This window comes from Mycobacterium sp. (assembly GCF_965277065.1).
GTDB lineage: Bacteria > Actinomycetota > Actinomycetes > Mycobacteriales > Mycobacteriaceae > Mycobacterium.
On record NZ_CBDIBT010000019.1, the window covers coordinates 1,458,380 to 1,484,568 of the forward strand.

Here is a 26,189-nt window from a genome sequence, read left to right on the forward strand (position 1 = left end):
GTTCACTGGCCGCCTCCTGGTGCGGATGCCGCCTCAGCGGGCAGCGGGGGTCCGGGAAGCTGTCCTGCCAGCGGCGACGGTCCCGGCGCCGGCACGGGTGCGACCGGACCGGGAATCACCTCGGGTCCCGGTGGTGGCGGTGGTATGGGCGCGGGGTTGCCAGGCACCCCGATGAACGGTGCCGGACCGGGCTCCTCGTTGTAGGCGTTCGGGTAGCCCGGCGGGGTCTGCAGGGTGGACTGCACCGGCGCGATGTCGGGGCCGCCCATGAGTTCGGCAAGCGATTCAGGGGTCAGCAAGCCCGCCGTGATCGGTCCGACCTTGACGCCCTGCATGCCGGGTGCGGTGATCCAGCCGTGCTGCGTGTTGCGGTGTGACGTTGGTGTGTCGGGAACCCAGATACCGGGCACCGTGGTGTCCTTGTAGCCGTTCGGCGGATGCAGCCGGTCTTCGGAGTAGGCGATTTCCTTCGGCAACGTCGCGGCGGTGCTGAACAGGTTCAATCCGAACGGCGGGTAGTTGAACTTGACCGCATCCAGAATCGGTGCCAGGTACTGCGCACAGAGCTCGGAGGATTCCTGGTAGCCCAGCCGGCTGCCGGCCTGGATGGCGCTGCAGATCAACTGCATAGGGTTCGCGGTGCCCTGAGCGCCGAGCAGTGAAATGGGTTGGCCGATAATGGCACCCTGCGCCGGATGGTAAATCGAGAGGGCATTCGCTCCCGCGGTCGGTAGGACGTGCAGCAGGGTTTCCAAACCGTCCAGCGGCTCGGGTTGGACCAGCGTGTTGGTGGTGTCGGCGAGGTTCTGGATGTCGTGGGCGAATACCTCCCGGTTCTTCTCAAAGAACGGGCGCGTCGCCTCGAGCAGACCCTGAGTCTGTTGGAGCGCATTGGCCAGGTCCCGGTCGGAGCCGGTCAGGCTGTTGGTGAACTGAGCTATGTTCCTGTTCAGGGCCACGAACTTCTGATCGTCCGCGTGGAGCGCGTTCACGAACAGCGCCAGACTGCGTACCACCGCGAAGAAGTCACCTCGTCCTTGGTTGAGGGCGGTAAGCGCTCGGGACAAGTCGTTGAAGGTGGTGTTGAGCTGCTTGCCCTTGCCGGCCAGCCCGTCGGCGAAGGAGTCGATGACCTCACCGAACGGGCCCTTGGGCTGCTCCTTGGTCGGCCCCAGCTTGGAGATGATGTTGGTGACGGCGTTGCGCAGCTCGTCGTACTCGGTCGGCACCTGGGTGCGCTCTTCCGGGATCACCGCGTTGTCGGCGAGCACGGGCCCACCCTTGTACACCGGTTCCAGCTGGATCAGGCGCGAGGCCACCAGCGTCGGGTTCAGGATCGCCGCCTGCGCGTTGGCTGGCACCTTGTACTTGTTGGCGTAGTGGAAGGTCACCTTCATCTTGTCGCCGGCCGGCTCGACCTTGTCGATCGCGCCGACCTTGACACCCATGATCTCTACTCGGTCGCCGTTGTACAGGGCGTTGGCCGCCGGGAAATAGGCCACCACAGTGTTGTTCGTCAGCTTCTTATAAAGCTGGACGCCGAGGTAGGCCAAGACCAGCGCCGCCACAATCGCGAGCGAACCGATGATCAGGGAGGCCCGTGACACCTTCGGCAGCCGGATATTGCGGACGTTAAAGATAGTGCTCAATTCTGGCTACCTCCTTGGGCACCGCTGCCACCGGCTCCACCTGTGTTACCGATGAACGGTGCCGGCACCTGCGGACCGGGCCCCGGTGGCGCGGGCGGCCCGGGGGGCAACGGTCCAGGTGGTGGTGCCGCCCCGGGATTCGCCGGAGCTGGGCCGGGTAGCGGTCCTAGTGGCTCGGTGCGACTCCCTGGCGGTCCGGGTGCGATCGGCACCGGGGTGCCCGGCAGATCGGGTTGCACCTGCCCGGGCCGCCCGGCGATCGGTATTCCCGGGGTCGGGGGCAAGCCGTTGGGGTTCGGCGGCGACGACGCCACATTGGGCAATGCCGGATACGGCCCGTTCGGCCCGAACGGCCCGAGGTTTTGATCCACACCCGCACACGGCAACGGGTTGCCTGGGCGCGGCAACAAATCCAGGGGCGGTGTGTAGGAGCACGGCGATCCGGGCGCCACCGCCGGGTACGGATGATCCGGAGTGCCTTCCAACACTGGCGGCGCAGGCGGCGGCGCACCGTTGGGGAACCGCGTGCCGTTCGGGTCGGGGAACCGGAACGACGGCAACCCGGCACTGCGGTAGAAGTTCTCCGGGTCGATACCACGCTTTTTGAACGCCGCATCCACAAAGGGCTGCAAGATGAAGAACGGCAACAGGTTGGCCAGCGATACCTTGAAGTACGGTCCCGACGCAACAGCCTCGTTCAGGGCCGCGATGTTCTTGCTCCCATTTGTGAGCGTCTTAGCCAGGTCGTCCTTGCGTGCCGCCAGAAGGTCGCTGACGATCCGCAGCTGCTCCAAAACCTGGTTGAGGGTCGGGGTGTTGTCGTTGACGAGGTTCTGCACCTGCGCGGAGAACGTGGCAACGTTGCTCAGCAAGGCGCTGATCGCCCGACTGCGCTGATTGAGCGCGGCCAGCAGCGTATTGCCGTTGACGAATAGCCGGTCGATCTGCCCGCTTCGATCACCCAGGACGCTGGCGAGCTGATTGGCCTGCGCTAGTAGATGCGTGATCTGCTCGTCGCGCTTGCCGATGGTGTCGGAGAACTTGGCCACCCCGTCCAGCGCTGCGCTGATATGCGGGTAGGTCTGATCGATGGTCTCGGACAGGACGTGCAGCGACTCTTTGACGGTGTCGATGTTCCAGCCGGCAGCGGCCTTGGTGACGTCGAAGAACGCGTCGTAGATCTGGTAGGGGGTGGTGCTTTGCCCCAGCGGCAGGGTGGCGCCGGCCTGTAACGTCTGGTTGCCCCGCGGCTCGATTTCGAGCACCTTCTTACCGAGGATGGTGTCGGTCTTGATTGCCAGCCGGCTGTCGGTACCGATTGTGTTACCGCCGGTCGAGAACTTCATCACGATGTGGTCGCCGTCGATGTTGATCGACTCGACGTCGCCGACGTCGACGCCGGCGATGCGCACCTTGTCGCCCTTGTTGAGCTGTCCCGAATCGGTGAACAGACCGTAATAGACGGGTTCTGCGAACAACTGCGGGGTGCTGGTCAGGGTCTGGCCGACACCGACGACCATCACCGTCACGATCAGGCCCATCAAGCCGATCCGCTTCCGGTTGGCGGGTTCCAGCGTTCTCATTGCGGCGTGCACCTACCCGTCGGCTGGTCCCAGATCTTGACCGTGCGAACCGGGCCGCCGGCTTGTAGTCCGTTGGTCTTCAATACGAGATCGCAGAGATAGAAGCTGATGAAGTCGCCGGAGCTGAAGGCGCGGCCTACCGTGTTGATGCCGGGGGGTGTACGACGGATTTGATCGTCGTAGAGGTCACGCTGGTCGATGATCGGCTGCTGGATGGGCTCGAGGTAGTTCAGTGTCTTGTGCAGCAGGGTCCGGTTGTCGGCCAAGAGGTCGCCGACGGTCCCGGCCGCGTTACTGATGTTCGCCGTATCGGCAGCCAGTGACTCGGAGTGGTCGCTCAGGCCGCTGATCAGCTTCTCGAAATTGTCGACGGTCGCGTCGAAGTCTTTGCGGTGCTTGACCGTGGTGTCCAGCACGATGTTGAGATTTTTGACCACCTCGCCGATCGCCTCGTCACGCTCGGCGATGTGGGACGTCAGTTCCGCCGTCTGGTCGAGGATGTCGTTGATGGTGCCGCCCTGTCCCTGGAAGACGGTGATGATCGAGGTCGCGATGTTGTTCACTTTCTCGGGATCGAGCGCCCGGAACAACGGCTTGAAACCGCCGATCAGCGCGTCCAGGTCTAGCGCCGGAGAGGTGTGCGACAGCGGAATGAACCCATGCGCCGGAAGCACCCGGTCGCCACCTTCGCCGTCGCCGCGCTTGAGCTCGAGGTAGCGGTCGCCGATCAGGTTGAGGTAGCGCACCTGGGCAGTGGTCGACTGATACAGCGGGACGGAATGGTCGACGTTGAACTCGACCCGCACCCGGTGGCCACCATCAAGAAGCTCGATGTCTTTGACCTTGCCGATCTCCACGCCCGAGGCCCGAACGAATTGGCCCGAGCGGAGTCCGCTGACGTTGTTGAACTCCGCGGTGTAGGTGGTGGTCCGGTCAAAGCGCATCTGACCGAACACGACGGTGATCAGCGCGGTGAAGAAGATCAACACCAGCGAGACGATGCCGAGTTTGACGAGGGTTCCGGTCATTTTCATGGGTTGATCGTGTTATCCCCCACTTGGCGGCCCCAGACGTACTCGGCTGCGTACGGGGAACCGACATCGACATGGTTGTACGGCGCTTCGCTGGAGCCAGTGTCCATCACCAGGAAGGGCGCGGGCCAGAGATCACGGGTGATTGTCTGCCAGCAACCCGGCGCGCCGCCAGGGCCGCCATGAGCGTTGATCCGCGGCAAATTCTCCGGGTACGTGTACGGGTTAGGCGCTCCACCGATCAGGCCGGCCAGCCCGAGCAACCCCCCGGAAGCGAGCGTGAGGCCGAGCCCCGGCGGACTCAGCGCCAGCCCCAGCCCGGAGAGCACTGTGGTGTTGCTTCGCAGCGAGTAGCCGTTACTCCCGCCGGTAAAGGCGGCGACTTTCGGTTCGATGTCGTGCAGATTGCGGACTGTGCAGTACAGCTCAGGGCTGTAAGTGTCCAGTAATTGGGCTGACGGCACCAGATCCTTGGCCGCACGTGCCAGATACGGGCCGCCGCGGTTGAAGAGGTCGGCGCCGGAATTGCCAAAACCGATCGCGGCCAACAGGGCCGCGTCCAGGTCTTTCTGATGAGCGTTGAGGGTGTGTGCCGTTTTCACCGCGTTGTTGAGAAAGTCGAACAGATCCGGTGCGGCATTGGCGAAGGTGTCACCCACCGTGGCCAGTTGTTGAATGTCGTGGCGGATGATCGGCATCCGCGGATTGACCTCATCCAGTGCGGCGCTGCCGTTGATGATCGACTGCCCGAACTTGTCACCCAACCCGCTCAACGCCTGCGCCGCCGCGCTCAGCGTCAGGTTGACCTTGACCGGGTCTACTTTTTCGGCGATCGAGGTGATGGTCTGAAACAGCGTGTTGATCTCCGTCGTCACCGACCGGACATCGATCACGTTCTTTGCCGTGATCCGTTGCGGCAGGGGGTTTTTCGGTGCGGTCAAGGACACATACTTCTCACCGAACACCGTGGTGGCCACGATTTTTGCGTCCACGTTCGCCGGAATCAGGTGCAGGTACTTGGGATAGACGTCCAGGGTGAACTTGGCCGCGGGCTTGCCGTCGTGCTGAACCTCGTCGATGTCGGCGACCCGGCCGACCTGCACGCCGTTATAGGTGACCTTCGAACCGGGGTCCATCACCAGGCCGGCCCGGTCGGACAGCATGGTCAGCTTGGTCTTGTCGACGAAGTCGCCGCTGTACTGCAGGAAGACCAGCCACAGCACGAGCGCGGCAATGAGAAAGACGATGATGCCGGCGACCCGGAAGGGTTGGAACGGCGCCTTGTTGATTTTCCCGCGTGGATGCGTCACTGCCCCCCCTACACCGTGAAGTTGAAGTTGGGATTGACGCCGTAGAGCGCCATTTCGGCCAGCAGGATGACGACAGGGGAGGCAACCAGTGAGAAACGCATCGACCGACCGACTGCCTCACCGACCCCGACCGGACCACCGCTGGCGTTGTAGCCGTAGTAGCAGTGCGAGAGCATCACCACCGCGGCGATGATGATGACGTCGACGAACGACCAGAACACGTCGTCGGGGCGCAGGAACGTCCGGAAGTAGTGGTCGTATGTACCGGATGTCTGGCCATATAGGAATGTCGTGACGATCTGCGGCGACAGGAAGGACAGGATCAAGCCCACGGAATAGAGCGGGATGATTACCACCAGCCCGGCCAGCATCCGGGTCGACACCAGATACGCATTGGATTTGACGCCCATCACCTCGAGCGCGTCGATCTCCTCGCTGATCCGCATGGCGCCCAGTTCGGCGGTCGCGCCGGCGCCGACCGTGGCTGCCAGCGCGATGCCGGTGACGATCGGGGCAACCAGGCGCACGTTGATGAATGCGGAGACGAATCCGAGCAGCGTCTCGAGTCCGACATGGCCCAGCGACGCCAGACCCTGGATGGCGACCAGTGAACCGGCCGAAAGCGTCACGAAACCGATGATCACTGCGGTGCCGCCGATCACGGCCATGGCGCCGGTGCCCATGCCGACCTCGGCGATCAGTCGCAGGATCTCCTTGCGGTACCGGGTCAGCGCCCACGCCATGTCGCGGACACCGATAATCGTGAACCAGCCAAGCTTTCCAGCTTCGTCGAGCGGCTTGGTCGCTGTCTCTCCGAAGCGACGTATGTCGCCGGACAGCCGCGGGAAGCGGGCGCGAATTACCTGGACAGTCGACATGTCAGCGTCCCGTTCCGAATCGCACACCGATGGTGGTCAGCACCACGTTGACCGCGAACAGCGCAACCACGCACAGCACCACGGTCTCGTTGACGGCGGTGCCCAGGCCTTTGGAACCACCGCTCACCGTCAGCCCGCGGTAGCAGCCGACCAGTCCGGCGATCATTCCGAACGACAACGCCTTGATCGTCGCGATCACGACTTCCGGCAGTCCGGTGAGCTGGGTCAGCGTCGCCAGGTAGGCCCCGGCCGACACATGTTGGAGGTAGACACCGAAGACGAACCCACCGACGATCCCGACCATGCTGACCAACGCGTTGAGCAGCATCCCGACCAAGGAACAGGCCAATACCCGAGGCACGACCAGCCGGTGGATCGGGTCGATGCCGAGCACCTCCATCGCGTCGATCTCTTCGCGAATGGTGCGCGCCCCCAGGTCTGCGCAGATGGCGGTCGACGCCGCTCCGGCGATGACCAGCACGGTGTTGAGCGGACCGATCTGGGTGATGACGGCGATACCCGCACCGGCGCCGGAAAGGTCGGCGGCGCCCACCTGGATCAGCAGGATGTTGAACGTGAAGATGAACAGCGCGGTGATCGGCACCGAGATCGCCATGGTTGGCAGAATCGCTACTCGCAGGATGAACCAACACTGGATGATGAATTCTCTCCACTGGAAAGGCGGGCGGAACAACGCCTTTCCAGTGAGCACACACATCCGGAAGAAACCGCCGATGAGTACCAGCGGTGGGCCAACCTGATCACGAATGTAATCAGTGACGCGCGGCTGCGTCGTGGTCACTGGCACCCCCTCCCGATGCAACCCTGCGCCTTACGGGGGAGCGGCGAACAGTCTCGCACAGCTCCTCCTTGCCCCGTTTCCAGGTGTGTGATCCGCGTCTCACTACTGGTAGGTAGTAAGGCGGACCACAGGACTGTACCCGATGGGCTCGGGGGCGTGCATGGCATCGGCGTTATTAGCCTTTCGTCAATATGACCTGCGGGTTTTCCGTTATGTCAGCTTGATTCGCCCGGTCCGGGATCCGTTGATGGGGAACCGCTTTGAGCGGCAGCCGCGGTACCGTACCGCGCCCGCAATTCGGTCTTGAGCACCTTGCCCGCGGGGTTGCGCGGAAGCGCGTCGACGATCTTCAGCCCCTTCGGATGCTTGTACCGGGCGAGTCGCTCGGCGAGGAAATCGTCGAGGTCCTCGATGCGTAATCTGGCCTCGGTGACTGCCACGACCGCGACTGGAACTTCACCCCATTTTTCGTGCGGCCGACCGATCACCGCGACCTCCACGATTGCGGGATGACTGGCCAAGACGTTCTCGACTTCCGCACAGTAAATGTTCTCTCCGCCGGAGATGATCATGTCCTTTTTGCGGTCGACCACCCAGACGTAACCTTCGTCGTCCATCCGGACCAGGTCGCCGGAATGGAACCAGCCGCCGTGGAACGCCTCCGCCGTGGCCTCGGGATTGTTCCAGTAGCCGCTCATCAATGTAGGTGCGCGATAGACGATTTCACCGACTACGCCGGTTGGCACGTCGTTCATCTCCTCGTCGACTACGCGGGCCGCCACGGTCGGAATCACCTTGCCCACCGAGCCGAGCTTTCGCAGCGCGTCGTCGCCGAGCAGCATGCAGGTCACCGGGGACATCTCGGTCTGGCCGAAGGCGGCCAGGATCTGTGAACCCGGAAAGGTTTCCGACATCTGACGCAGCAGGGTATCGGACGCCGGCGCGGCACCCCAGGAAATCACCCGCAGCTTCACATCACGCGGTTTCGCTTGCTGCGCAGCACAAACCGCCTGCCACTGGGCGGGGACCAGGAAAATCCCGGTGACCTTTTCTGCGGAAAGCACGTCGAGCAGGTGACCGGGATCGAAGGCGCCGAGCGGATGGATCACGGTGGGCAGGCCCATCAGCATTCCGGTCAGCAGGTTGCCGATGCCGGCGATGTGGAAGAACGGCACACCGATGAATCCGACGTCGTCGGCCGCGAAGCCGTGGGTGTAGAGGTTGGCCGTGGTCTGACAGGTCAGGTTGGTGTGGGTCAGCACCGCGCCCTTGGGCCGGCCGGTGGTGCCGGAGGTGTACATGATGAGTGCCGGCGAGTCGTTGGGAATGTCAGCCGGCGTGGCCGGATCGCCTGACTCGGCTACCAGATCCTCGTAGGCCAGCAGGCCTTCGTCGGCCGAACCGCCGGCCACCACGATGGTGCCCAGCACCGATGTGACGCCGCGGACGGCCGAGGCCACCGGCGCCAGCACCGATTCGGTGATCATCAGCCGCGCATCGCAGTCCTCGACCAGGAAGGTGATCTCCGGCGGCGTGAGCCGGAAATTGACCGGGACGGCGATGGCTCCGATCAAGTTGGCCGCCAAGACTGACTCGACGAACTCGGTTCGGTTCAGCATCAGGATCATCACCCGGTCGCCGTTGGCGACCCCGCGACGACTCAGTGCTCCGGCGAGCCTGGCGACCCGTTCGCGAAGATCGGCCCACGTGAGGGTTTTGCCCGTGAACCTCAACGCGGTCGCGCGCGGTTGCATGAACGCGTGCCGCTCGAGTTGGTTGACCCAATTCTGTCGTCGCGCCAGGTACGGCTGCTCGGAACGGTCGCTCACGGAGTGGTGGGTGCTCTGGGCGCCGTGGCCGGTCAACTGCGCGGTCAACTCGTCGCTGTCCTTCCTGGTAAGCCGTCTGCTTAAGTTGATATTTGATAAAATCTGGTGTTGTCTGGGTCACACTATGGTCTTGGTGCCACGTTGACAACCCCGATGAGTTCGGTGAGCGCGCTCGCCGCAACGCGGCTTCCGCTGCGCCGTGCCCAGCTGTCTGATGAGGTCGCGGGCCATTTGCGGGCCGCCATCATGTCGGGCGCGCTGCGGCCGGGAACGTTCATCCGGCTCGACGAGACCGCTGCCAAACTCGGCGTCAGCGTGACGCCGGTGCGCGAGGCGCTGCTGAAGCTGCGCGGCGAAGGAATGGTGCAACTCGAACCCCACCGCGGGCATGTGGTGTTGCCGCTGAGTCGCCAGGACGTCGACGACATCTTCTGGGTGCAGGCGACCATCGCCAGGGAGCTTGCCACCTCGGCGGCCCAGCGCATCACCGCGACCGAGATCGACGACCTCGAACACCTCACCGATAGTCTTGCCGCCGCGGTCACCGCCGGGGACGTCGAAGCGATCGCGACGACGGAGTTCGCATTTCACCGCACCTTCAACCGCTGCACCGGGCGGATCAAGCTGGCGTGGTTTCTGCTGCACGTGGCCCGGTACATGCCGTTGATGGTCTACGCCACCGATCCGGAGTGGGGCACTGCCGCGGTGCGTAACCACCGGGAGGTGGTCTCGGCGCTGCGCCGCCGGGACACCGCCGCGGTCGTGGAGCACACCGACTGGGGTTTCAACGACGGGGCGCGTCGGCTCACCGAGCGGTTGGCCAGCAGCGGGATCTGGGACTAGGCGCCGGACGCTTTGGTCGCCAGATCCTCGGCGCGCTTCTTGAGGTTCTCGGCGAGGTAGTCCAGCACGTTGCCGGCCAGTTGCTTCACCATCGGCGCCGGAATCGGCAACGACGGCTCCACATCGAGGTCCACAGTCAGCAGCGACGACAGGCCGGTGTCGACCACGCTGAACAACTGCTCCTGCTTTTTGAACAGGTTGCCTTGCTGCAGCACAGTCTGGATCTGAGTCGGGCTCGGGTAGTAGACGGCCTGGATCAAGCTGTCCTCGATGGATTCGAACTTTGCATCGAGACGCAGCTGGCTGGGGCGCCCGTCGTCGTAGCGGGCCAGCACCCACAGGCCCTCGACTCCGTCGTTCCAATCGGGGTAGGACTCGAAGTCGGCCACGATGGCCAGGATTGTGTCGGCGTTGGCGTAAACCTCAACGGTCTTGCTGACGAAAGGCATTCGCCGAGCATAACGAGAACGCCTCGAGGGTCAGCTCACGCAGGCCATCGACAGCAGCGCGCGGATGTCGTCGGGAATGGGCGTCGGCCGGCGAGTGGTCTTGTCGATGTACACGTGCACCCAGTGGCCGACCGCGGCGACGGCTTGGGGCGCCGTGTCCTCCGCGTCGGCAGGTCCACCGCCGGCCCGAAATACCCCGAGCCGATACGTCACGCTGCTGTTGCCGAGCCGGGTCACGGCCACGCCGACGACAAGCCGTTCCGGGAAGTGCAATTCCGAGAAATAGCGGCAACCTGACTCGGCGACGATGCCCTGCGCCGACGCCGTCACCGGGTCGAGCGCAACGTTCGTGCCGATCCAGCCGTTGATCGCGGTGTCGAAAAGCTGGTAGTACACCGAGTTATTGAGGTGGCCGAACATGTCGTTGTCGGCCCACCGGGTCAGCACCGGCCAGTGCACCGGGAAGTCGCGGCCGGTGAGCCCTTCGGGTGCGGGCGGAATCGAGCTCATGGTTGTATTCGACCATGCTGAAAATCCGGGGTGCCGTGCTGGAGCAGATCGGATCGCCTCGGCCGTATGCGCAGTCCCGGCCCATCACCGTCACCGAGATCGCGCTGGCTCCGCCCGCTGCCGACGAGCTGCTGGTGCGCATCGAGGCCGCGGGCGTCTGCCACTCGGACTTGTCTGTGGTGGACGGCAACCGGGTGCGGCCGACGCCGATGCTGCTCGGGCACGAGGCGGCCGGGATCATCGAGCGGGTCGGCGACGGCGTCAACGACGTGGCCGTCGGCCAGCGGGTGGTGATGACATTCCTGCCGCGTTGCGGTCACTGCACGGCGTGCGTGACCGACGGGCTGACGCCCTGCAAACCGGGCAGCGCGGCCAACAACGACGGGACGCTGCTGGGCGGCGGGATGCGGCTGAGTCGCGGTGCCGCCTTGGTCTTCCATCACTTGGGGGTCTCCGGCTTCGCAACGCACGCGGTGATCAATCGCGCGAGCGTCGTCCCGGTGCCCGACGACGTCCCTCCCCCGGTTGCCGCACTGCTGGGGTGCGCGATGCTGACCGGCGGTGGCGCGGTGCTCAACGTCGGCAAGCCCGCGCCGGGGCAGACGGTCGCCGTCGTCGGCCTCGGTGGTGTCGGCATGGCCGCGGTGATGACCGCGCTGTCCTATGCGGGCGTCCACGTGATCGGCGTCGACCAGCTTCCCGAAAAGCTGGGCGGTGCAAGCACTCTCGGAGCTCACGAGGTCTACACCCCGCAAGAGGCGATCGACGCCGGCGTGAAGGCGGCCGTGGTGGTCGAGGCTGCCGGTCATCCCGCCGCGCTGGAGACCTCCATCGCGCTCACCGCCCCGGGCGGCCGGACCGTCACTGTCGGCCTGCCCCGGCCGGACGCGCGGATCAGTGTATCGCCGTTGGGTTTTGTGGCCGAAGGCCGGTCGCTGATCGGCAGCTACCTGGGGTCCGCGGTGCCGGACCGCGACATCCCGCAGTTCGTGGAGCTGTGGCGTTCGGGCCGGTTACCGGTGGAGTCGCTGGTGTCCTCGACGATCGACTTGAACGACATCAACTCCGCGATGGATCAACTCGCCGACGGTCGTGCCGTGCGTCAGCTGATCTCGTTCTGATATCTCACCGAGTGTGAATCCGACTGCGCCGCATCGGCCTTAGGCTCGTCGTATCTTTCACACTCGGCGCCTCACGCCCCGTGGAACGCTCGCCTCAGCGCACGACCTTGTAGCGCGAACAGCTGCTGGGAGACTTCCCAGTCCGGTAACAGCGAGTCGAATCCATGACAGGTGCCGGCGAAGACGTGCAGTTCGGCGGCGACCCTGTCGCGTAGCAACTGCACTGCGTAGTCGAGCGCTTCGTCGCGGAGCGGGTCGATGTCCGAGCAGGTGATGAATGCTGCCGGCAGCCCGCGCAATTGATTCCGTCGGGCCGGCACAGAGTCGGCCGACGGCTCGGCCGCCCCCAGGTAGTAGCGCCACATCAGTTCGGCGGCAGGCCCATCGAACGCCGGTGCGGCATCGAACTCCGTCTTGGATCCCGTGACCCGGTCGTCGAGCACCGGCTGGTGCAGCAGTTGGAACACCACGGCCGGCAGTGACCCGTCAGCGGACCGCTGGGCAAGGCAGGCCGCCAATGCGCCGCCGGCACTACTGCCGGCCACCGCGATGTGCGAGGTGTCGACGCCGAGCTCGCCGGCCTGCGCGACCACCCACTTCAGCACCGCGACAGCGTCCTCGAGTGCGGCCGGATACGGGTGTTCGGGGGCCAGCCGGTAATCCACTGCGACCACCAAGCACTGTGCGCGGCGGGCCAACTCGACACATTGGCGGTGGTCGGTGTCCAGGTTTCCGAGCACGAATGCGCCTGCGTGACAATAGATCACGACGGGCGCCGGTGCCGGTGCGCCGCGGTAGATGCGCACAGCTACGCCGGACGCGGTCGCATCGCTGATCGATACCCCGATGGCGTCGGTGCTGTCGAGCGCCGCGTGGCGACGTTCGTTCAGTCCAACGCGGACCGGGCCGACGCGTGAGAGGTCGGTGCGGGTCGTCGCGACGGCGCGCAGCACCGGGTCGAGGCGCTCGGCTGTCACCGAGTGCCGGCCGCTACTCGATTTTGAGGCATTGGCCGCCGTCGATGACCAGTTCCGAGCCGGTGATGAACGACGCCCTCTCCGACACCAGGAACGCGATTGCATCGGCAACCTCAGACGGTCGACCAATGCGGCCAAACGCCGACGCTGCCGTCAACCGCGCCTGGGTGTCCGCATCCAGCATCGGTGTCGCGATTGGACCCGGAAACACCGCGTTGACGCGAATCCCGGCGGGCGCGAGTTCTCCGGCGGCCGCCTGGGTCAGTCCGCGTAGCGCCCATTTCGCCGAGCCGTAGGCGATGTGGTTCGGGAACGGCCGCATCGCACCGGTGCTGCAGGTGTTGACGATGGCCGCACCCTCGGCTGAGCGCAGCTGCTCGAGCACCGCTTGGATACCGATGAAGGCGCCCAAACAATTGACCCGCCAAGACTTTTCAAAGCCATCAAGCGATTCTTCGGCGATCGAGGCACGGTGTAGCAGGCCCGCGTTGTTGACCAGGGTGCTCAGCGATCCGAACCGGTCGACGATCGTCGCGACGGCCTGCTGCCATTCCCACTCCAGCGTCACGTCGAGCGGTATCGCGATCACCGCGTCATCGCCCAAGCCGTCGACCGCGGCGCGCAACTCGGCCGCGCTGACGTCGCACGCGGCCACCGAATATCCGTCGGCGCGTAGCCGTTGGGTGATGGCCCAACCCTGCCCGCGGGCCGCCCCGGTGACCAGCGCTACCCGACCGGTCATCGCTCACCCCGCGCTTCTTCGAGGCCCGCAGCAGCGCCGCGCCGTAGGGCCTGCGTTTCGGAGGCGAGGGTGATCATGCGAAAACCTATCTGCGCCATGGTATGTCCGACTTTACCGTTGCCGGCGTGGATGGCCGACACCAGTCCGGCGGCCGACGCGGCCGCATGGATCGCGCTGATGGCCGCCCGTACGTCCGGGTCGGTGGTGGCGAAGACGGCGTCAACACCCATCGAGATCGCCAGATCCGCCGGGCCGACGTAGATTCCGGCCAGCCCGGGTACCGCGCAGATCGCGTCGACATCGGCCAGGGCCGCGGCGGTTTCGATCATCGCGAACACGCTGACCCGTGCCTCCAGCGCGGCGGTATCGGCGCCGAGGCTGGCCCGCAGCGGTCCGAAGCTGCGCGCGCCGGCAGGCGGGTAGCGGGTCGCGGCCACCGCTGCAGCCGCCTGGCCGGCCGACTCGATCATCGCGACGATGATGGCGTCGGCTCCGGCGTCGAGCACCCGACCGATGGGCGCCGCATCGGCGTTGGGCAGTCGCACCGCGGTTCCAATGGGTACGTGTTCGATGCGGCGCAACATGTTCGCGATGTCGGCGTCGTCGATGTAGCCGTGCTGCGCGTCGAAGCCGACGTAGTCGTATCCGGCCCGCGCGAATTCCTCCGGCCCGATGGCGGTCGGTCCGGTGATCCAGCCGCCCCACACCGGTTCCCCCGAGGCGAGTGCCCGCGTCAGATGACTGGCGGTCACGACGCCACGATCGCGATCTTGCCGCGCGCCGGATCGGGGCGGGCAGCCAACTCAAAAGCACCCTGGACGTTGTCGATGCCGAAGGTGTGAGTGGAATAGTCGGCCAGCAGACCAGGGTGTTCGGCGGCGAATTTGTTGGCAAGTTCGAGCATCCGTGGACGATCAAGCGCCACACCGGATTTGAGTGTCAGATTGCGACGCAGCATGGTGCGCATGCTGATCGGGTAGCTGTCGTCGTCGGGCACGCCGAAGTAGAACACCGTGCCGCCGGGCGCGGCGGCTTCGATCGCGTGATTCAGGGTGGCCACCTGATGGCCCACGGTTTCGATCACGACATCCGGCCGGTCATGGCGGTCGAGATGGCTGACCCAGCGGTCGCTGGTGGCCCGCACGTAGGTGTCGGTGCCGAACGTCGTTGCGATCCCGGCCCGGTCCACCGGGTCGACGCCGGTGACCTGGCGCGCACCCGCGGCTTTGGCCGCGGCCGAGAACAGCAGCCCGATCGAGCCCTGCCCGATCACGCCGACGTGGCGACCGCTGAGGTCGGGCAGTTGCTCGATCGCATACAGCACGCAGGCCAGCGGTTGCAGCCCGACGGCCTGCGCCGGGTTCAGCGTCGGGTCGTACGACGTCACCTGGTTGCCGTCGGTGACGACCCGCTCCATCAGGCCGTCGAAGCCGGACGCCCAGCCCACCACCCGATCGCCGGGCTGGTGTCGGTTGTGCCGGCTGGCGAGCACTTCGCCGACGACTTCGTGGATCGGAAAGCCGTCCTTCTCGGCGCCACTGCGCCCGTCGTCGCCGGGCAGTACCCCGCGAACACCGCGAAAGGCCGGCATGTCACTGCCGCAGACACCGGCGGCCAGGAACCGCAGCAATACTTGGCCGTCGGTCAGGCAGTCAGGTGTCTTGTCGTCGATCGAGTTCCGTTCGAATTGGTAGGGCGCGACGATCCGGTAGGACCACATGTCACACCTCCACCGGCAACCGGCTCCAGCCCCACTGGAAGCTGGACGGCGGGCGGAACGCCGCCTCGTCGATGATGCGGTAGTCCGGCACGCGCCGCAGCCATTCGGTCACCAGGATCGACACTTCCAGGCGGGCCAGGTGGTAGCCCAGGCAGAAATGCTGCCCGCGGCCGAACGCCAGCGAGCGGCCGATGGCCCGGTTCCAGATGAACTCGTCGGGCTGCGGGTATTCGCGCTCGTCCCGGTTGGCCGAGGCGAGCAACGTGATGATGCGCTGCCCCGGTTCGATGGTGGTGTCGTGAATCGTGAACGGTCTACGTGCGGTACGGGCGAACCACTGGGCGGGAGCGCAGTAGCGGATCATCTCCTCGCGCGCGACACCCACATTGGCGGCCGGGTCCGCACGCACCGCGGCCAGCTGGTCAGGATGCCGCAGCAGTTCCCACAGACCGTGGGCCACCACCTTGGGTACGGTCTCGGTCCCGCCGATGAACACGCATAGCATCTGGGTGGCCACTTCGACGTCGTCGAGCGCGCTGTCGTCGGGTAGTCGGTAACCGAGCAGCCCGTCGACCACCGGCAGCTCACCGTCGTCGGCGGCGGCTCGTCGCCGACGGACGGCAGGAATCAGGTGCTCCAGGTAGTTCGGCCGGGCTGCGGCGGTGTCGACGCCGCTGCCGGGTTCGGCCAGGCTGCCCGCGTTCACGGTTGCCAGCACATCGGATGCGAATTCAACTGGTACACCCAGTAATTCGCAGACCACCGAGGCCACGACGATGCCGCCGTATTCCTGGGTCAGGTCGAACGTGCCGCGCGGCAGCAGTTCGTCCAGTCGCTCGTTGGCCAGCTCGCGGATCCGGGCTTCCCTCCCCGCCGCCCGGTTCGGCCGGAACGGCTGGCTGTGCGCCCGGCGTACACCGTCGTAGATCGGCCTGTCGAACACTGCGTGAAACGGCAACGGGTGCAACGGCGGGTCGGCGACCGGCCCCTGGTTGTGACGGGCCAGCACGGTCGCCGGCGGCAACGTCCCCTCCGAAGCGACGAAGGTTCCGTCGTTGAGCGCCAGCACATCCCAGATGTCGTCGAACCGTGACAGTGCGAACGTGTCCCACTTGGGCAGGTAATACACCGGATGGCGCTCCCGCAGAACCCGGTAGTACGGCAATGGGTCGGCCATCACCGCCGGGTCGAACGGGTCGTAGCTGAAATCATTCATTGCAGTGGCGACGGTGGAAGAGCTTGCAGGACCGAGTCTTCCCACCCGTCGCGCAGGGCCGGGGCAACGCTCATCCAGGTGACGATCTCGACCGGCGGGCTTTCCTTCCAGGACGGATAGTGCTCGGCGAAGCAGTCCCAGCCGCCGTCCAGCGCCCAGTAGTGGATCACCTCGTTGAAGCGAAACGTGGTGGTGAACGAACCCAGCCAGTGCTTACCGGTACGTTCCGACCACGGCACGTACAGTCGCTCCAGCTCACGGATGTAGTCGTCCTGGCGACCGGGCTTGGTCTGCATGATCTCCTGAATCACCACGGACGCACTGAAATTGGTGTCGCACAGCTGGGTGAGCGTCTTGTTGCTCGGCCCCGGGTACATGATCCGGCCCTCACCGGAAGCCCCGATACCGGCGAGAAAGGCCGCCCACTTCCCGGCCGCCGCGTGGTGGCTGCCGCCGCGCGCCTGAGCGGAGCCGATCCGCGCGTAGTCGGCGAACGCGTCGATCTCCCAGATGATCGTCACCTGCGGCCAGTGCCCGTTAAATGGCGTGGACTCCCACAGGGCGAACAATCGGGCGCCCAACTCCTGCATCATCGGCTGATAGACGTCGGTGAATGCCGCGGAGAATCGGTCGCTCGATCCCGAGCCCAGCGCGATCGTCTCGTGCAGATACAGCAGGGTGTGGCTGTGGTACGTCCGCATCAGCCAACCGGGATCAGTTCGGAATCAACCGGCAACGAGGCTTTCATGTCGCTGCGCAGCGTCTCGGTCGGGCCGACCTCCCCCGGTATTCCGGCCGCGACGAGCGCGTGACGCTTGAAGGCCCGGGCAGCGCCGGAGAGCACATGCTGCACAGTGGTGGTGCGATGCCCCACGCTCAGCGGCCAATCCTCATGCCAGAGAGTCACTTCCGTCATCCAGCGATCCAGCGCCGCCAGCACCTCGTGCCGGATGCGCCCGTCGGTGGCGAACATGTCCGCACTGACGGCCAGACCGCGGGCCGCGCAGTCGGTGCTCGCGGCGAGGATGTGCGGATCGAGTTCGACGGCGTGCACGCCAAGGATCTGCAACGGACGGTCGTCGCACTCCTGCGGCAGCAGCACCTTGACGTCCCACCCGGCTCGCACCCGGTCATAGAGCCAGCCACCGATCGAGCCCACTACGTCCGCGGCACTGCATGCGACGACGTCGAGACGGTATTTGACCGATCCGCTGTCGCGATGCGGCATCGGTGGCCGTCGATTCTCGAAGTCCACCTCGAAGGCCACCATCGCATCCCTTCAGCAGATCGAACGCCTCTGCGCGTTCGACGACCGGGACCCAGCGTGACACTTTTACTACAATCTGTAAAGTTTCGCTTCAATCAAGAATTTCGCCGCGACTCGAGCTCGGCGAGGACTTCACCGGTGTGCTGGCCGAGCTGCGGCGCGGGTGCGCGCGGCGCCCACGGTGTGCCGTGGAAATCGGCCGGTGTCGCGACCATCGGTATGACCGCGTGGCCATCCGGCACGTCGACCATGCCGCCGGCGGCGTGAAACTGCTCGTCCGCGATGACATCCTCGATGCTGTTGACCGGCGACCAGAAGAAGTCCGGTTCGCCGGCGAAGATTGCGGCCCACTCGTCCAGGGACTTGGCAGCGAATATCTGGTCCAGCTCGCTGATCAGCTCGACCGCGTTGACTGCGCGGGACCGCGGATCGATGAACCGTGGATCGTCCAGCCACTCGGCCTTGCCGACGGCGCGGCACAACGGGGGCCAGTGCCGCTCGACCTCCAACCCGACGATCCAGAACCGGCGGCCGTCCGCCGTGGCGTAGTTGTTCATGCACGGATTGAACATCGTCTCGCGTTGCCCGATCGCGATCGGCTGACCCGACATCAGGTAGGTGTTCAGGTCGAAGCTGACGGTGTAGGCGCCCTGACGGTAGAGCGAGGTGCTGACCAACTGACCGTCTCCCGTGCGACCCCGGCCGACCAGCGCGGCGCAGACCGCCGCGGCCAGCGTCATGCCGGCGGAGTGATCGCCCATCCCGCCGCGCTGGAACGGCGGTGTCTGCCCGGGCCGGGTCAGCAGGTGCGCCAGGCCGCCGCGGGCCCAGAACGCGGCCACGTCGTAGGCCGCCCGATCGGCGTCCGGTCCGGTCTCGCCGTAGCCGGTGATCAGGCCGTACACCAGGCGCGGGTAGTCCGGGGCCAGCGACTCGTAGTCCAGCCCGAGCCTGCGTAACGCTCCGGGCCGGACGTTGGTGATGAAAACATCGGCGCCGCTGATCAATTCGAGCGCGGTGCGGACGCCGTCCTTGGCGGTCAGGTCAAGGACGATGCTGCGTTTGGACCGGTTGTCCATCTCGAACGGCGGGCTGACGTCGACGTCGAGTCCGAGCATGCGGCCGAACATCCGGGCCGGGTCGCCGGTCGGCGGCTCGATCTTGATGACGTCGGCGCCCCAGTCGGCGAGGATGCCGCCGGTCGCGGGTCCGGCCACCCACACGCCGAGCTCGACGACGTTGATGCCCTCCATCGGTCCGGCCATTCTCGGCATCCTCTCGTCGGTTCTGTACGGACTGACTTTCCGTGCCACGTCGCGGTCTCACGAAGCATGTCATTCTCTGCCGGGTGGTAAATCCGCACGGTGATTGTCGGGCTCTACGCATTTGTGCTGATGTTTGTCGGTCACTGTGCCCAGATGCTGGCTAGCATGAGCGCAATTGATCTGCATGCGGATACGCCGCTGCTGACCTGGAACGAGCAGAGCGTGGGCGAGCTCCCAACGGGAACCGTGACGTTGCTCCTTGCCGACGTCGAAGGCTCGACGCGGCTTTGGGAGACCCAATCGGACTCCATGACAACGGCGCTCGAGCGGCTTAACCGCACGGTCGACGACCTGGTCGCCGCCCATAATGGGGTGCGGCCCGTAGAACAGGGCGAAGGTGACAGCTTCGTCGTCGCGTTCGCCCGCGCCAGCGACGCCGTCGCCTGCGCGCTGCAACTGCAGCTAGCCGAGCTGTCGCCGATCCGCATCCGCATCGGGCTGCACACCGGGGAAGTGCAGTTGCGCGACGCTGGCAACTACGCCGGAACCACGATCAACCGGACCGCACGACTGCGCGACCTCGGCCACGGCGGGCAGACCGTGCTTTCCGGAGCAACCGAACAATTGGTCGTCGACCGGTTACCCGCTGATGCTTGGCTGACCGACCTTGGCGAACACGCGTTACGGGACCTGCCGCGCGCGGAGCGGGTCATGCAACTGAACCATCCCGAGATGTGCAACGACTTCCCACCGCTGCGCACCGCGAATAACGATGGTGCTGCTCATCTTCCGGTCCAGCTGACTAGCTTCGTCGGCCGCGGCTCGCAAGTCAGCGACATCAGGCAGAACTTGAAAGAGAACAGGTTGGTGACCTTGACCGGCGCGGGCGGAGTCGGAAAGACCCGGTTGGCGGTGCAGGTCGCCGGCCAAGTGGCAGACGAGTGCGCCGGTGGCACCTGGTTTGTCGATCTTGCTCCGGTCACTAACCCCCTTGTAGTGCCGGTCGTGCTGGCACGAACTTTGGGTCTTGCGGACCAACCGGGCCGCTCCACCATGGAGATCCTGTCGAAGTTCGTCCGGAACCGCACGATGCTGCTGGTGCTCGACAATTGCGAGCATCTACTGGACGCGAGCGTGGATCTGGTGACGGCTCTGCTCGATGCGGGTCCGAATGTCACCGTATTGGCGACCAGCCGGGAGCCGATCGGCATCGCCGGGGAGCTGACATGGCGGGTGCCGTCGCTGTCGGTGGACGGCGAGGCCGTCGAATTGTTTGTCGACCGTGCCCGTCGGACGAGGCCGAATTTCCGCCTCACTGAAGGCAATTCGTCGGGCATCGCTGAGATCTGCCGACGCCTGGATGGCATGCCGCTGGCTATCGAGCTGGCCGCCGCGCGCACCCGCACGCTGTCGCTGACCCAGATCGTCGACAGTCTGCACCACAACTTTCGCCTACTCGCCGGCGGCGCGCGCAACGCGGTTCGCCGCCAACAGACGTTGCGCGCGTCCATCGACTGGTCGCATGCCATGCTGACCGAGCCGGAACGCATCTTATTCCGCCGCCTGGCCGTCTTCATGGGCGGGTTCGACCTCGACGCCGCTCTCTCGGTAGGTGCCGACGCGGAGGTGGAGCAATTTCAGCTGATCGATCTACTCGGCCTCCTCGTGGACAAGTCACTGGTCGTCGCCGAAGAAGTCGACAGTGTTATGCGGTACCGCCTGCTGGAAACGGTGCGCCAATACGGTCTGGAAAAGCTCACGGAGTCTGGCGAAGCCGAGGCGGTGCGGACCCGTCACCGCGACCACTACACCGCCGGCGCGATGACGCTGGCGGCACAGGGACTCGGCGACGAAGCACCGCTGGTCCCGTGGGCGGAACTAGAAATGGACAACCTGCGGGCGGCGCACGCCTGGAGCTGCGACGCTGAGGAGTTCGAGCCGGCGTTGCAACTCGTGTCGGCGTTGCAGCGGCTGTGGCTGACACGCGCACGTTTTCGCGAAGGTGTGGCCCTATTCGACAACGTCTTCAGCAAAGAGCGTTACCGCGATGGTGACGTCGCCCCCGCTGTTTGGGTGCGGGCGATCGCCGACGCCGGGCTGCTGGCGGTGTGGTTCTTCCACCCGTTCAGCCTGCAGCGCGCGGAGGAAGCCTTGGCCGCGGCCCGCCAACTTGGCGATCAGGCGCTCGTCGTACAAAGCCTGGCTACCTGCGGCATGCTGGCGTTCAACGATCCCGAACTCGCACAGCCGTATTTCGTCGAAGCGGCGGACCTGGCTCGGGCATCGGGTGACCTCGCGGCGCTTTCTCAGCTACGCGCCTACCAAAGCTTCGTCGGTACCGTGGCCGGTGATCCGATCGCTGCGCAAGCGGCCGGCGAGGAAGGGCGAGACCTCGCCGACACGCTTGGCGACAGCTTTATGTCCCGGTACAGCAGGACGTTCCTCGGCGTAGCGCTGGCGAACCGGGGCAATCTCGCCGAGGGCCTCCTGGTGTCCCGTTCGCTGGTCGAGGAGGCGCGGGCCGCCGGGGACCGCCCAATGGAAGCACTCGGTCTGGTCAGCCTGGCGCACTCGATGGCGTTCACCGGTGAAGCCACGGCGGCCCGCGCCGCGGCCGAAGCCGTCCTCGAAATCGGGGCCGCCCTGGGCGGTTTCCACGAAGACAACGCCTACGTCGCCTTGGCAAATGCAGCGCTGGCCGGCGGCGACGCCGCCGCGGCCAAGCAGGCCTGCGATGCGGCATGCCTGCATACCTATCCCTTGAAGGAGTTATTCACCAGAAGTCTCGCGCCGATGGCCGAGGCGGCGATGGGCTGCGGCGACCTCATCGCAGCCCGCCGCTGGGCGGATGACACCGTGGCGGTCGCTCCAGGCTCCCATCAGATGCTCGCGCTGACCGCGCGCGCCCGGGTCGCGATCGCGCAAGGTGAGCCGCAGCAGGCTGAAACAGACCTGCACGATGCCGTCGCGGTCGCCGAGCACACCGGCGGCTACCTGTACCTCCCCGATGCTCTCGAATGTCTGGCAACACTCGCCACCAACCCCGAGCATGCCGCCCGGCTCTTCGGTGCTGCCGAAAGCATGCGGCAGCGGCAAGGCGAAGTGCGGTTCAAGGTCTTCCAGGCGGCCTACGACACGGCGTTGGCGGCTCTACGGGACGCATTGGGAAAGCAGGCTTTTGATGCTGCGTGGTCGGAAGGCCGCGCGCTGTCCACCGGCGAGTCGATCAGCTACGCGCAGCGGGGCCGCGGTGCCCGCGGCCGCCCGACCAGCGGGTGGGAGTCGCTGACGCCTGCCGAACGCGACGTCGTTCGGCTCGTCAGCGAAGGACTGTCAAGCAAGGACATTGCCGCGCGGCTGTTCATCTCACCACGCACCGTGCAGTCCCACCTCACGCACACCTATACCAAACTTGGCATCTCGTCGCGGGTACACCTTGTCCAAGAAGCCGCCCGACACACCAAGTGACTGGCTTGTGGTCAGCCCGCCGTACCCTGTGCTCAGAGGTGCCGAGCCGACGCCTGGGAGGGCCCATGAGCATGGTCACCGGGCACGGGCCGCTGAGCAGTGCTCCGGCCGGGTGGTTTTCGCCGACGGTGCCCGCCGTCGTAGTCTACGTCGAGCCGCATCCCCGTCGCATCCAGGCGGTGAAAGACGGGCGCACGGTGATCGACACCGAGCGTGCGTTGCTGGTGCACCGGCCCGATCGCCCGCTTAGCTTCGGTTTTCCCGCCGCGGAGACACGCGACCTGCCCAGTGAACCCGTTGCCGAGGCACCAGGATTCGTGCAAGTGCCGTGGGATGCGGTGGACACCTGGATCGAAGAAGGACGCACCCTGGTGCACTATCCGCCCAACCCGTATCACCGCGTCGACTGCCGGCCCACCACCCGGCGATTGCGGGTCCAGGTGGCCGACAGCACGCTGGTGGACACCGACGATACGGTGATCGTGTTCGAGACCGCCTTGGATCCTCGGCTTTATGTCCACCCGGCACACGTGCGCAGAGAGCTTCTGCGGCAATCGGATACGTCGACCTACTGCAACTACAAGGGCTACGCGACCTACTGGTCGGCTGTCGTCGGCGATACCGAAATCCACGATGTGGCATGGTGCTACCTTGATCCCCCGCCGGAAAGCCGTCCCATCACAGGCTTTTTCAGCTTCGACGCCGACCGTGCGGCAGTGGTCGCCGAGCTGCCCGTTCAGGACCTCGGCGGCGAATAGTTCGGTCGCCCCAGCCCCCGGGCGTGCTGGGCGATCATGTTGCGGAACAGCTCCACTTGACTTGGCTGACGATTCGGGGTTCGAGGTAGCCGCGGCGGGTTGACCCGTTGTTTTTCGGTTTTGGGCTGCGGAATCTGCGCACTAAATTCGCTGGCCGGTCTGGGCGCGGATCGTCAGCCGAAACTTGTCGGACCGGGCTGCCATGATGGCGTCATGTCCTCGATCACATCCACTGACGCTGTGGCGGTGAGTCCTAGCGAGCGTCTTGAGGTGTTGTTCGAGGAGTTGGCGGAGTTGGCTGGTCAGCGCAACGCGATTGATGGGCGCATTGTGGAGATCGTCGCCGAGCTGGATCGCGACGAGCTCTGCGGGGCTACGGGTGCGCGGTCGGTGGCGGCGTTGGTGGCCTGGAAGCTGGGCTGGTCCTCGGGTAATGCCCACACGGTCGCCACCGTGGCGGGCCGGCTGCAGGAGTTTCCCCGCTGCGCGGCGGGCATGCGGGAGGGTCGGCTGTCGCTGGATCAGGTCGGGGTCATCGCGGCGCGGGCGGGCGAGGGTTCCGATGAGCATTACGCGCAGCTGGCGGCGGTCGCCACAGTCAGCCAGCTGCGCACCGCGGTCAAGCTGGAACCGCGACCCGAACCCGATCCGCGGCCACAGCCGCAGCCCTCGATCACCAAGACTTCCGGCGAGGAGTTCAGCTGCTATCGGATCAGACTCCCCCACGAGGACGCGGCGAAGTTCGACGCCGCCTTGGCGTCTCATCGTGATGCGCTGTTCGCCGAATGGAAACAAGATCACGGCAGTGGCGCGGGCGCCCCAGATCAGCGGCCCCCGTTGCCGGGCACCGTCGAGGCGTTTATGCGCCTGATCCAGGCCGGCTGGGACGCCGAGGCCACCCGCCGGCCCCACGGGCAGCACACTACGGTGGTGGTACACCTCGATGTGGAGCAGCGCGCCGCGGCGCTGCATCTGGGTCCGCTGCTGCCCGACGCCCAACGCCGATACCTGACCTGTGACGCCACGTGTGAAGTCTGGTTCGAACGGCACGGCGAGGTCATCGGCGCCGGCCGAGCGACCCGGCTGATCAACCGGCGGCTGCGCCGTGCCCTTGAGCACCGCCATCCCACCTGCGCGGTTCCCGGCTGTGGGGCCACCCGCGGTTTGCACGCACACCACATCCGGCACTGGGAAGACGGCGGCCCCACCGAGTTGTTTAACCTGGTGTTGGTATGCCCGTATCACCATCGGTTGCACCACCGCGGGGTCATCACCATCACCGGACCCGCCGACGATCTCGTCGTCACCGACAGCACCGGCCGAGAACTGAGCCCGGGATCGCTGGCGCGTCCTCCCACCCAACCCCCGCCCGCTGTCCCGCCATACCCGGGGCCCACCGGCGAGCGCGCCGACTGGTGGTGGTACGACCCCTTCCAACCCCAACCACCACCAACAATGAACTAGGTTGGCTATCGGAGCCGGTCATTACCGGCACCGTGCCTAAGCCCAAACAGGCTCAGGCACAGCGATATTCGTTCGCGATACCCGACGAACTGGCCCCACCCTCATTCAGGACCTCGGCGGCGAGTAGTTCGGTCGCCCAGCCCCAGCGCGTGCTGGGCGATCATGTTGCGGAACACCTCGAGGGTGCCGCCGTAGATACCGACCGGCGAGGCCAGTCGGAAGATGTATTCCGCGCCGCCATTGTCGGCTCCGTCGGCGGCCCCCTCGGTGTCGACCGGGAGCGCCGACGCGGTACCGAGGATGTCCATCAGGTCCGGCGCGACGTCGCGCATGGTCTGCGCATTAGCCACCCGGCCGAACATCCCCGGTGTGCTCAGCGCAGCTTCAGTTCGAGCAACGCTGCGGCCCAACCGATATGCCACCGACGTGTCATCGATCAGGCGGCGGCCGTTGGCACCCCGGCGCGTGGCCAGCGCCGCGATTCGGTCGATCGCGTCGGCCATCAGCGTCAGGTGCTCGCTCATCACCGCGACCCGTTGCAGACCGTCGTTCGCTTTTTCAGCGGTGCCGTGCTCCTCGTCGAGCGCGCCCCGTAGCACTCCCCAGCCGCCGTTCACGGCTCCGATGCGATATTTGTCGTCGACCCGCACGTCGCTGTAGAAGACGATGTTGGTGCGGTCGCCGTCGACGGTGCGGATGGCTTGGATGTCGACGCCGGGCGTGTCGAGCGGCACCAGAAACATGGTCAGGTTCTTGTGTTTCGGCGCATCCGGGTCGGTGTTGGTGAGCAGGAAGACATATGTGGCGTTGTGGGCGTTCGAGGTGAACATCTTGGAGCCGTTAATGACCCAGCTAGATCCATCCGCTTCACGCATCGCGCGGGTTTTGCACGTCGCCACGTCCGAGCCGCCCTCGGGCTCGGTGTAACCCAGGCACAGCCGGGTCTCACCAGCGAGCACGCCTGGCAGTACCTCGGCGGTCAGGTCCGGCGGTCCAAACTGGCGCACCAGTTTCGCCACCACAGCGGTGGTGCCCCAGTGGAACCACGGCGTGTGCGCCCGGCCGATCTCCAGATCCCAGATGCGCCGGCGCAACGCGCTGAAGCCGCCGTCGTGCTCGTCGTTCCAGTCGGCGGCCAGATAGCCCTCGGCGCCCAGTGCCAGGTGCACGCCCTCGTCGAAGTTCTCCCCCGTCTCCCGGTCCCGGCGGATCACCTCGTCGGTGACCACGTCGACCAGGAATGCCCGCAACCGATCTCGGAATTCGGTGTCGTCCGGGGATAGTTCGACGCATCCGAAGTCCATGAC

22 protein-coding genes and 1 pseudogene are annotated in these 26,189 nt (G+C 65.8%); 5 read left to right on the plus strand and 18 right to left on the minus strand.

Annotation, left to right across the window (positions count from 1 at the left end):
• Positions 1-2: 2 nt before the first annotated feature.
• From ACQY5A_RS24285 to fadD5, 7 genes are all read right to left on the minus strand, one after another.
• Positions 3-1,649, minus strand: coding sequence for a virulence factor Mce family protein (locus tag ACQY5A_RS24285; protein ID WP_428342801.1), 1,647 nt, complete (start codon positions 1,647-1,649; stop codon positions 3-5).
• Positions 1,646-3,232, minus strand: coding sequence for an MCE family protein (locus tag ACQY5A_RS24290; RefSeq protein ID WP_428342802.1), 1,587 nt, complete (start codon positions 3,230-3,232; stop codon positions 1,646-1,648). The genes ACQY5A_RS24285 and ACQY5A_RS24290 overlap by 4 nt, the downstream gene beginning before the upstream one ends.
• Positions 3,229-4,266 carry a virulence factor Mce family protein gene (locus tag ACQY5A_RS24295; protein WP_428342803.1) on the minus strand — a complete coding sequence of 346 codons (1,038 nt, stop codon included), beginning with the start codon at positions 4,264-4,266 and terminating at the stop codon, positions 3,229-3,231. The genes ACQY5A_RS24290 and ACQY5A_RS24295 overlap by 4 nt, the downstream gene beginning before the upstream one ends.
• Positions 4,263-5,573, minus strand: a complete 1,311-nt coding sequence (locus ACQY5A_RS24300; protein WP_428342804.1) for an MCE family protein — start codon at positions 5,571-5,573, stop codon at positions 4,263-4,265. The genes ACQY5A_RS24295 and ACQY5A_RS24300 overlap by 4 nt, the downstream gene beginning before the upstream one ends.
• A gap of 8 nt (positions 5,574-5,581) precedes the next feature.
• Positions 5,582-6,451, minus strand: a complete 870-nt coding sequence (locus ACQY5A_RS24305; protein ID WP_428342805.1) for an ABC transporter permease — start codon at positions 6,449-6,451, stop codon at positions 5,582-5,584.
• A gap of 1 nt (position 6,452) precedes the next feature.
• On the minus strand, positions 6,453-7,169 hold the full coding sequence (locus ACQY5A_RS24310; RefSeq protein ID WP_428343322.1) for an MlaE family ABC transporter permease: 717 nt from the start codon (positions 7,167-7,169) through the stop codon (positions 6,453-6,455).
• Positions 7,170-7,468: 299 nt separating this feature from the next.
• Positions 7,469-9,130, minus strand: coding sequence for a fatty-acid--CoA ligase FadD5 (gene fadD5, locus ACQY5A_RS24315; RefSeq protein ID WP_428342806.1), 1,662 nt, complete (start codon positions 9,128-9,130; stop codon positions 7,469-7,471).
• 105 nt (positions 9,131-9,235) lie between these two features.
• Here fadD5 and ACQY5A_RS24320 point away from each other — a divergent pair, with 105 nt between their 5' ends.
• A complete protein-coding gene (locus tag ACQY5A_RS24320) occupies positions 9,236-9,925 on the plus strand; it encodes a GntR family transcriptional regulator (protein WP_428342807.1) in 690 nt (229 codons plus the stop codon).
• On the opposite strand, the gene ACQY5A_RS24325 is transcribed toward ACQY5A_RS24320, so the two are convergent.
• Entirely contained in the window at positions 9,922-10,374 is a 453-nt protein-coding gene (locus tag ACQY5A_RS24325; RefSeq protein WP_428342808.1) for an SRPBCC family protein, read from the minus strand. The two genes, ACQY5A_RS24320 and ACQY5A_RS24325, sit on opposite strands and share 4 nt — an antisense overlap.
• A gap of 30 nt (positions 10,375-10,404) precedes the next feature.
• Positions 10,405-10,884 carry an acyl-CoA thioesterase gene (locus ACQY5A_RS24330; protein WP_428342809.1) on the minus strand — a complete coding sequence of 160 codons (480 nt, stop codon included), beginning with the start codon at positions 10,882-10,884 and terminating at the stop codon, positions 10,405-10,407.
• Between the two features lie 14 nt (positions 10,885-10,898).
• On the opposite strand from ACQY5A_RS24330, the gene ACQY5A_RS24335 reads away from it, so the two are divergent.
• A complete protein-coding gene (locus tag ACQY5A_RS24335; protein ID WP_428342810.1) occupies positions 10,899-12,005 on the plus strand; it encodes an alcohol dehydrogenase catalytic domain-containing protein in 1,107 nt (368 codons plus the stop codon).
• Positions 12,006-12,076: 71 nt separating this feature from the next.
• Here the strand turns inward: ACQY5A_RS24335 and ACQY5A_RS24340 are convergent, their stop codons facing one another.
• From ACQY5A_RS24340 to ACQY5A_RS24375, 8 genes are all read right to left on the minus strand, one after another.
• A complete protein-coding gene (locus ACQY5A_RS24340; protein WP_428342811.1) occupies positions 12,077-12,982 on the minus strand; it encodes an alpha/beta hydrolase in 906 nt (301 codons plus the stop codon).
• 13 nt (positions 12,983-12,995) lie between these two features.
• A complete protein-coding gene (locus ACQY5A_RS24345) occupies positions 12,996-13,724 on the minus strand; it encodes an SDR family NAD(P)-dependent oxidoreductase (RefSeq protein WP_428342812.1) in 729 nt (242 codons plus the stop codon).
• Entirely contained in the window at positions 13,721-14,476 is a 756-nt protein-coding gene (locus ACQY5A_RS24350; RefSeq protein WP_428342813.1) for an HpcH/HpaI aldolase family protein, read from the minus strand. The genes ACQY5A_RS24345 and ACQY5A_RS24350 overlap by 4 nt, the downstream gene beginning before the upstream one ends.
• On the minus strand, positions 14,473-15,444 hold the full coding sequence (locus ACQY5A_RS24355; protein WP_428342814.1) for a zinc-binding dehydrogenase: 972 nt from the start codon (positions 15,442-15,444) through the stop codon (positions 14,473-14,475). The genes ACQY5A_RS24350 and ACQY5A_RS24355 overlap by 4 nt, the downstream gene beginning before the upstream one ends.
• 1 nt (position 15,445) lies before the next feature.
• Entirely contained in the window at positions 15,446-16,660 is a 1,215-nt protein-coding gene (locus ACQY5A_RS24360) for a cytochrome P450 (RefSeq protein WP_428342815.1), read from the minus strand.
• Positions 16,657-17,361: an NIPSNAP family protein gene (locus tag ACQY5A_RS24365; protein ID WP_428342816.1), complete on the minus strand. Its 705-nt coding sequence runs from the start codon at positions 17,359-17,361 to the stop codon at positions 16,657-16,659. The genes ACQY5A_RS24360 and ACQY5A_RS24365 overlap by 4 nt, the downstream gene beginning before the upstream one ends.
• A complete protein-coding gene (locus ACQY5A_RS24370; protein WP_428342817.1) occupies positions 17,361-17,927 on the minus strand; it encodes a hypothetical protein in 567 nt (188 codons plus the stop codon). The genes ACQY5A_RS24365 and ACQY5A_RS24370 overlap by 1 nt, the downstream gene beginning before the upstream one ends.
• 95 nt (positions 17,928-18,022) lie before the next feature.
• Positions 18,023-19,192, minus strand: a complete 1,170-nt coding sequence (locus ACQY5A_RS24375; RefSeq protein ID WP_428342818.1) for a CaiB/BaiF CoA transferase family protein — start codon at positions 19,190-19,192, stop codon at positions 18,023-18,025.
• 153 nt (positions 19,193-19,345) lie between these two features.
• Here ACQY5A_RS24375 and ACQY5A_RS24380 point away from each other — a divergent pair, with 153 nt between their 5' ends.
• The 3 genes from ACQY5A_RS24380 to ACQY5A_RS24390 all read left to right on the plus strand — a co-directional run bounded on the left by ACQY5A_RS24380 (position 19,346) and on the right by ACQY5A_RS24390 (position 24,882).
• Entirely contained in the window at positions 19,346-22,660 is a 3,315-nt protein-coding gene (locus tag ACQY5A_RS24380; RefSeq protein WP_428342819.1) for a helix-turn-helix transcriptional regulator, read from the plus strand.
• 65 nt (positions 22,661-22,725) lie between these two features.
• Positions 22,726-23,418, plus strand: coding sequence for a DUF427 domain-containing protein (locus ACQY5A_RS24385; RefSeq protein WP_428342820.1), 693 nt, complete (start codon positions 22,726-22,728; stop codon positions 23,416-23,418).
• Positions 23,419-23,631: 213 nt separating this feature from the next.
• Positions 23,632-24,882, plus strand: coding sequence for an HNH endonuclease signature motif containing protein (locus ACQY5A_RS24390; RefSeq protein WP_428342821.1), 1,251 nt, complete (start codon positions 23,632-23,634; stop codon positions 24,880-24,882).
• Between the two features lie 105 nt (positions 24,883-24,987).
• On the opposite strand, the pseudogene ACQY5A_RS24395 reads toward ACQY5A_RS24390, so the two are convergent.
• Positions 24,988-26,186: pseudogene (locus ACQY5A_RS24395) on the minus strand (acyl-CoA dehydrogenase family protein).
• Positions 26,187-26,189 lie beyond the last annotated feature (3 nt).